The organism is Modestobacter sp. KNN46-3 (genome assembly GCF_011039295.1).
This window is the reverse complement of record NZ_JAAKGN010000013.1, coordinates 49,561-55,685: the sequence shown is the minus strand read 5'-3', so window position 1 is coordinate 55,685 and position 6,125 is coordinate 49,561. Positions and strand designations below refer to the sequence as shown.

Sequence of the window (6,125 nt, the reverse complement as noted above, 5' to 3'; positions counted from 1 at the left end):
CCGGGGTCCGGCGGCCGGGGTTTTGGCGTGCCGCCGCCCGCAGAACCAGTGCCGTCTCCAGGGGTACCGGACGTCGGTAGTCCAGCTCCAGCCGCCCCGCCTGCGGACCAGGCGCCCGGCCCCCTCCTGCCCCGGCCATCGGACCACCTGGTCTGATCCACGGGTGACGATCGAGGGGACCGCGACCGAGGCCGAGCTGCTGGCAGCCGTCACCGACCTGGGCAGCGCCCTGCGCGAGCTGGTCGGCACCGCGGTGACGACGACGGTCCCGGCTGCCGAGCTGCGGTCGGCGGCCGTCGCCGTCCGGCAGGTCACCGCCCGGCTGTCGGCCGCCCGACGCAGCCGCGACCAGCTGCCGGCGCTCGACGACCCGGGGCAGGCGCGCCGGGTCTTCAACCCGGTCAGCGGCGTCGGGAACCCGCTGGCCCCGCCCCTGGTCATCCGGCGCGAGGACGACGGCGTGGTCACCGAGGTGGCGCTGGGGCTGGCCTACGAGGGCCCACCGAGCTACGTGCACGGCGGGATCAGCGCGCTGATGATGGACCAGCTGCTCGGCTCCGCGGCGATCGCGGCCGGGCTCTGGGGCATGACGGCGCGGCTGGAGCTGGACTACCGCCGTCCGGTACCCCTGGAGACGGCACTGGTGCTGCGGGCGGCGGTCCGCGAGAACGCCGGCCGCCGGAGCACGGTCTTCGGGACGATCGCGCTGGCCGCGGCCCCGGACCAGCCGCTGGTGGAGGCGCGCGGGGTGTTCGTGACGCCCCGGCCGGAGCAGGCCGCTGCCTACTTCTCCGCCATCACCGACGCGTCCGGCCGGTCGACCCCGCCCGGCCGCCCCGGGGACGCGACCGCGGTCGTCGAGCAGCCCGGCGCCACCGGCTGAGCCGACCGGCCGCCGGGCCCGAGGGCGCCATGCCGGACACTGGTGCCGGGAATCCCCATCACGTCGATGGGGTTGCCCCACTGATCGCGTCGCCGGCCGGCGACGTCTGCCGTCGTCCCCGGGAGCTCGACAGCGTGTCCATCGCCGACCACCGGCTCACCCAGCTGCAGACGCTGGAGGCCGAGTCCGTCCACGTGATCCGCGAGGTGGCAGCCGAGTCCGAGCGGCCGGTGCTGCTCTTCTCCGGCGGCAAGGACTCGATCGTCATGCTCGAGCTCGCCCGCAAGGCGTTCGCACCGGCCCGCATCCCCTTCCCGGTGATGCACGTCGACACCGGGCTGAACTTCCCCGAGGTCCTGGAGTTCCGGGACAAGCGGGTCGCCGAGCTGGGCGTGGAGCTGGTGGTCGCCTCGGTGCCCGACGCCATCGCCGCCGGCACGGTGCGTCAGGAGCCCAACGGGTCGCGCAACCGGATCCAGACCCCGGTGCTGCTGGACGCCGTGGAGCAGCACGGCTTCACCGCGCTCTTCGGCGGCGCGAGGCGCGACGAGGACAAGGCCCGGGCCAAGGAGCGGATGTTCTCCTTCCGCGACGAGTTCGGCCAGTGGGACCCGAAGAACCAGCGCCCCGAGCTCTGGGACCTCTACAACGGCCGTACCCACCTCGGCGAGTCGATCCGGGTGTTCCCGCTGTCGAACTGGACCGAGCTGGACATCTGGGGTTACGTCCTCCAGGAGGAGATCGCGATCCCGCCGCTGTACCTGGCGCGGGAACGGGACGTCGTCGACCGTCAGGGGATGCTCTACGCGGTCAACGAGTTCATCACGCCCCGGGACGGCGAGCAGGTGCTGCGCGAGAGCGTCCGGTACCGCACCGTCGGCGATGCGAACCTGACCGCGGCCGTCCGCTCGACGGCCACCAGCATCGAGGAGGTCATCGCCGAGATCGCGGTGACCCGGCTGACCGAGCGCGGCGCCACCCGCGGTGACGACAAGGTCAGCGACGCCGCCATGGAGGACCGCAAGAAGGAGGGCTACTTCTGATGGCGGTCCTGATGGCGGCGAGCACGCGCGGCCAACGCGGCCTCCAGCCGCTCGACCTGGGCCTGCCGCCCCTGGACGCGGGCCCGGCGCAGCGACCGCCGCATGCGCCGGCGGCGGTCGACCAGCACCCGGACGACGACGCCCAGGAGCACCAGCCCGGTCAGCCAGCCGACCACCTCGGGCACGCCCGGGCCCAGCGGCGCCCCGAACGCCGCGCCGATCAGCCCGCTGGCCCACTCGGTGACGACGTAGCCGACGACGTAACCCAGCAGCACGACCATCAGCGCGGGCACTGCGGCAGCGAAGACGAACACCGTCACCTCTCCGTGGACGTGGTGCCCAGCGTCCGCCTCCACGGAGCCCCCCGCCAGCGAGACCTCCGACGAGACAGGGAAGAGGCCGCCCGATGACCTCCGCCGAGGCACCCATCGACGTCCACTCCGCCGCCGCCGAGGCAGCCGCGGAGATCGCGCACGCCCGCAAGGACATCTTGCGCATCGCCACCGCCGGCTCCGTCGACGACGGCAAGAGCACGCTGATCGGCCGCCTGCTGTACGACAGCAAGGCCGTGTTCGAGGACCAGTACGCCGCGATCGAGCGGGCCAGCCGGGGCGACTACGTCGACCTGGCGCTGCTCACCGACGGGCTGCGCGCCGAGCGCGAGCAGGGCATCACGATCGACGTCGCCTATCGCTACTTCAGCACCCCGCGGCGCACGTTCATCCTCGCCGACACCCCCGGGCACGTGCAGTACACCCGCAACATGGTCACCGGCGCCTCGACCGCCGACCTGGCGATCGTGCTGGTCGACGCCCGCAAGGGCATGGTCGAACAGAGCCGCCGGCACGCCTTCCTGGCCTCTCTGCTCCGGGTGCCGCACCTGGTGGTCGCGGTGAACAAGATGGACCTGGTCGACTGGTCGGAGGACGTCTTCGAGGGCATCCGCGACGAGTTCACCGCCTTCGCCACCAAGCTCGAGGTCCCCGACCTCACGGTCGTCCCGATCTCCGCGCTGCAGGGCGACAACGTGGTGACCCGGTCCACGAACATGCCCTGGTACGAGGGCACCTCGCTGCTGCACCACTTGGAGCACGTGCACGTGGCCAGCGACCGGAACCTCGTCGACACCCGGTTCCCGGTCCAGTACGTGATCCGGCCGCAGTCCGACGCCTTCCACGACTACCGCGGCTACGCCGGCCGGGTCGGCGCCGGCGTGCTGCGCCCCGGCGACGAGGTGCAGGTGCTGCCCAGCGGGCTGACCACCACGATCACCGCGATCGACGGGCCGAACGGCCCGGTGGAGGCGGCCTTCCCGCCCATGTCGGTGACCGTGCGGCTGGCCGACGACCTCGACGTCTCCCGCGGCGACATGATCTGCCGCCCGCACAACGCCCCGCAGGTCACCCAGGACCTCGACGCGCTGGTCTGCTGGATGGCCGATGCCCCGTTGACCCCGCGGATGCGGCTGGCCGTCAAGCACACCACCCGCACGGTGCGCGCGATGGTCAAGGAGCTGCAGTACCGGCTGGACGTCAACACGCTGCACCGGGAGACCGACGCGACCGGGCTGGGTCTCAACGACATCGGCCGGGTGCGGCTGCGCACCACCCAGCCGCTGTTCGTCGACGACTACCACCGCAACCGGGTGACCGGCCGCTTCATCCTGATCGACGAGGCGACCAACGCCACCGTCGGCGCCGGGATGCTCACCCCCGCCGGCTGATGGCCGCAGGACCCCGTCCTCCCCGGGGCGGGGTCGTGCGGCGGTGACCGACGTCGCCGCACCGCGGGTCCGCTCGCGGGGCGCGGTGCTGCTGCTGGTCGCGGCGATCGTCGTCGTGGCGCTGAACCAGCGACCGGCCGTCGTCGCGGTGGCCCCGCTGCTGGGCGCCCTGCGTGCGGACACCGGCCTGAGCAGCGCGCTGGCCGGCCTGCTGACCGCGCTCCCGGTGCTCTGCTTCGGTGCCTTCGCCCCGCTCGCCCCCCGGCTGGCCCGCCGGATCGGGCTGGAGACGGCGGTGGCCGCCTCGCTCGTGCTGCTGGCCGGTGGCATCGCCCTGCGGCTGCTGCCACCGGTCGCGCTCCTGTACGCCGGCAGCCTGGTGGCCGGCGCGGCGATCGCCATCGCGAACGTGCTGATGCCGGCCTACGTCAAACGGGAGTTCACCCGGCCCGGCGCGGTGATGGGCGCCTACTCAGCGTCGCTGAACATCGGCGCGGCCGCCGCCGCGGGGCTCACCGTGCCGATCGGCGCGGCACTGGGGCTGGAGTGGCGGGTGGCGCTCGCCTCCTGGCTGGTGCTCGCCCTCGCGGCCCTGGCGCTCTGGCTGCCGGTGGCGGGGGTGCGCGGCACCCGGACGGCGCCGCCGCAGGCCGGCTCGTGGTCGCTGCTGCGGCAGCCGCTGGCCCGGCAGGTGACCGCCTACCTCGGCCTGCAGAGCGTGCAGTTCTACTCCTTCGCCGCCTGGCTGCCCACCCTGCTGGCCGACGCCGGGGTGCCGGTCCGGGAAGGTGGGCTGCTGCTGGCGGCCTCCAACGTCACCGGCGCCCTCGGGGCACTGCTGGTGCCGGCAGCGGCCGGGCGGATGCCGGACCAGCGGCCACTGGTGGCCGGCGTGCTGACCGCGTACGCCGTCGGGCTCGGCGGGCTGCTGCTCGCCCCGGCCAGCGGCACGTTGGTCTGGGTGGCCGTGTTCGGCGTGGCCCAGGGCGGCGGGTTCGCCCTGGCCCTCACGCTCATCGTGCTGCGCAGCCCGAGCCCGCTGGTGGCCGCCCGGCTGGGTGGCGTGGCCCAGTGCCTGGGGTACCTGGTCGCCTCGACCGGGCCGGTGGTGCTGGGGGCGCTGCACGACGCCACGACCGGGTGGACCTGGCCCCTGGTGCTGCTGATCGCGCTGCTGGCCCCGATGGTCTGGGCCGGCTGGGGTGCCGCGCGCGACGCCGTCCTGGACCCGGGAGGGGCGAGGACGGCGTCGCGGCCGGACTAGGCCGTCGGGTCGGTCGCGGCGTCCGGCTGCGGGGCGTCCGCGGCCTCGCCGTTCCAGTCCCTGCCGGCCTCGTCGGCGTTCTCGGAGGCGCTGTCGGTCTGCCCGGCGACGGTCTCCACCATCTCCTCGTCGGACAGGCCCTGTCCGGCGGGCTCGGTGTGGCTGGTCGGCTCACTCATGCGACGACTCCTTCGTCTGACGGTCGCGGTCCCCCGGACCGTCCCCGTCCCGCCGGGGCGGCAAACCAGCGGCGGTCAGGGCTCGGCGGGCTCCCCAACGCCGGCGGGCGACAGCTCGAACCACACGCGCTTGCCGCCGCGGTGCTCTTCGCAGCCCCAGCGTTCCGCGATGGCAGCGACCAGTTGCATCCCCCGGCCCCGCTCCTCGGTGTGCGACATCTCCCTGATCACCGGCACCACCGCGGAGCCGTCCAGCACACCGACCCGCAGCCAGGCACCGGCCAGGCTGAGCTCCAGCGTCAGCACGTCACCGCCGGCGTGGTCCACGACGTTGGCCACCAGCTCGGTGACCAGCAGCTCCGCGTCCTCCGGGTCCTGCGGTGCGCGCCAGGTGCGCAACACGTCGCGGACGAGACGCCGGGCCAGCGGGACGCTGCTCGCCCGGGGCGGCAGGTCGATGCTCGCGGTGAAGGAGGACACGGGTCTCATCTCGGCAGGCAGAGCTCCGGTTGTACGCAACCGGCAGGTGCACCACCATCCCATCGAGCACGCCGAAACGCAACGCCCATTGCATGTCATGGTCGTTGCATGCAATAACCGTTCAGTCCAGTAGTGTGCAACTGAACTGATGGGCCGAACGGTCCGTACCGATGCCCGAGGAGGTGATGGCGTGACCGAGACCGGCGGACCGTTCGAGGACGACGCCACCCGCGCCTTGCGCACCCTGCTCACCGAGCTGGACGCCTGCACCGCCCAGCTGGAGCAGGCGAAGGCGCGGGCCGAGGCGCTCCTCGCGGCCCGGGCGTCCGGCCTGCCCTGGCAGGACGTCGTCGGCTCGGAGGCGCGTCCGCTGATCGTGGAGCGGATCAGCACCGTGCTCGGCGCCCTCTCCACCGCCGGGCACGCCTGGCGGCGGGAGCAGGCGGCCGCCCTGCAGGCCGAGGACGTGAGCATCAACCGGATCGCCGCGATGTTCGGCGTGACCCGCCAACGGATCTCCGCCCTGCTCCGCGAGGCCAACGACCCCGCCTGA

Annotated in this window: 8 protein-coding genes; 5 read left to right on the top strand and 3 right to left on the bottom strand. The window is 73.6% G+C overall.

Annotated features, from left to right (window positions below):
* Positions 1-163 precede the first annotated feature (163 nt).
* Both G5C62_RS05670 and cysD read left to right on the top strand, forming a co-directional pair.
* Positions 164-883 (top strand): PaaI family thioesterase, encoded by a 720-nt coding sequence (locus G5C62_RS05670; protein WP_164700234.1) that lies wholly within the window; start codon positions 164-166, stop codon positions 881-883.
* Between the two features lie 140 nt (positions 884-1,023).
* The gene (cysD, locus tag G5C62_RS05665; RefSeq protein ID WP_206330487.1) at positions 1,024-1,926 is read left to right on the top strand and encodes a sulfate adenylyltransferase subunit CysD; all 903 of its coding nucleotides are present in this window, start codon (positions 1,024-1,026) and stop codon (positions 1,924-1,926) included.
* Here cysD and G5C62_RS05660 read toward each other — a convergent pair.
* On the bottom strand, positions 1,917-2,240 hold the full coding sequence (locus tag G5C62_RS05660) for a hypothetical protein (protein ID WP_231557984.1): 324 nt from the start codon (positions 2,238-2,240) through the stop codon (positions 1,917-1,919). The two genes, cysD and G5C62_RS05660, sit on opposite strands and share 10 nt — an antisense overlap.
* A 92-nt stretch (positions 2,241-2,332) precedes the next feature.
* On the opposite strand from G5C62_RS05660, the gene G5C62_RS05655 reads away from it, so the two are divergent.
* Both G5C62_RS05655 and G5C62_RS05650 read left to right on the top strand, forming a co-directional pair.
* On the top strand, positions 2,333-3,649 hold the full coding sequence (locus G5C62_RS05655) for a sulfate adenylyltransferase subunit 1 (RefSeq protein ID WP_052090739.1): 1,317 nt from the start codon (positions 2,333-2,335) through the stop codon (positions 3,647-3,649).
* Between the two features lie 43 nt (positions 3,650-3,692).
* Positions 3,693-4,913 carry an MFS transporter gene (locus G5C62_RS05650; RefSeq protein WP_206330485.1) on the top strand — a complete coding sequence of 407 codons (1,221 nt, stop codon included), beginning with the start codon at positions 3,693-3,695 and terminating at the stop codon, positions 4,911-4,913.
* On the opposite strand, the gene G5C62_RS05645 is transcribed toward G5C62_RS05650, so the two are convergent.
* Both G5C62_RS05645 and G5C62_RS05640 read right to left on the bottom strand, forming a co-directional pair.
* Positions 4,910-5,092 (bottom strand): hypothetical protein, encoded by a 183-nt coding sequence (locus G5C62_RS05645; RefSeq protein WP_036333859.1) that lies wholly within the window; start codon positions 5,090-5,092, stop codon positions 4,910-4,912. The two genes, G5C62_RS05650 and G5C62_RS05645, sit on opposite strands and share 4 nt — an antisense overlap.
* A gap of 75 nt (positions 5,093-5,167) precedes the next feature.
* Entirely contained in the window at positions 5,168-5,581 is a 414-nt protein-coding gene (locus G5C62_RS05640; protein ID WP_241175718.1) for an ATP-binding protein, read from the bottom strand.
* A gap of 181 nt (positions 5,582-5,762) precedes the next feature.
* Here G5C62_RS05640 and G5C62_RS05635 point away from each other — a divergent pair, with 181 nt between their 5' ends.
* Positions 5,763-6,125 (top strand): hypothetical protein, encoded by a 363-nt coding sequence (locus G5C62_RS05635; protein ID WP_036333861.1) that lies wholly within the window; start codon positions 5,763-5,765, stop codon positions 6,123-6,125.

What these genes read in the sequence shown, in the direction of transcription:
- G5C62_RS05655 (WP_052090739.1), top strand. Translation starts at nt 2,333, where the DNA reads ATGACCTCCGCCGAGGCACCCATCGACGTCCACTCCGCCGCCGCCGAG.
- G5C62_RS05645 (WP_036333859.1), bottom strand. Translation starts at nt 5,092, where the DNA reads ATGAGTGAGCCGACCAGCCACACCGAGCCCGCCGGACAGGGCCTGTCC.
- G5C62_RS05640 (WP_241175718.1), bottom strand. Translation starts at nt 5,581, where the DNA reads ATGAGACCCGTGTCCTCCTTCACCGCGAGCATCGACCTGCCGCCCCGG.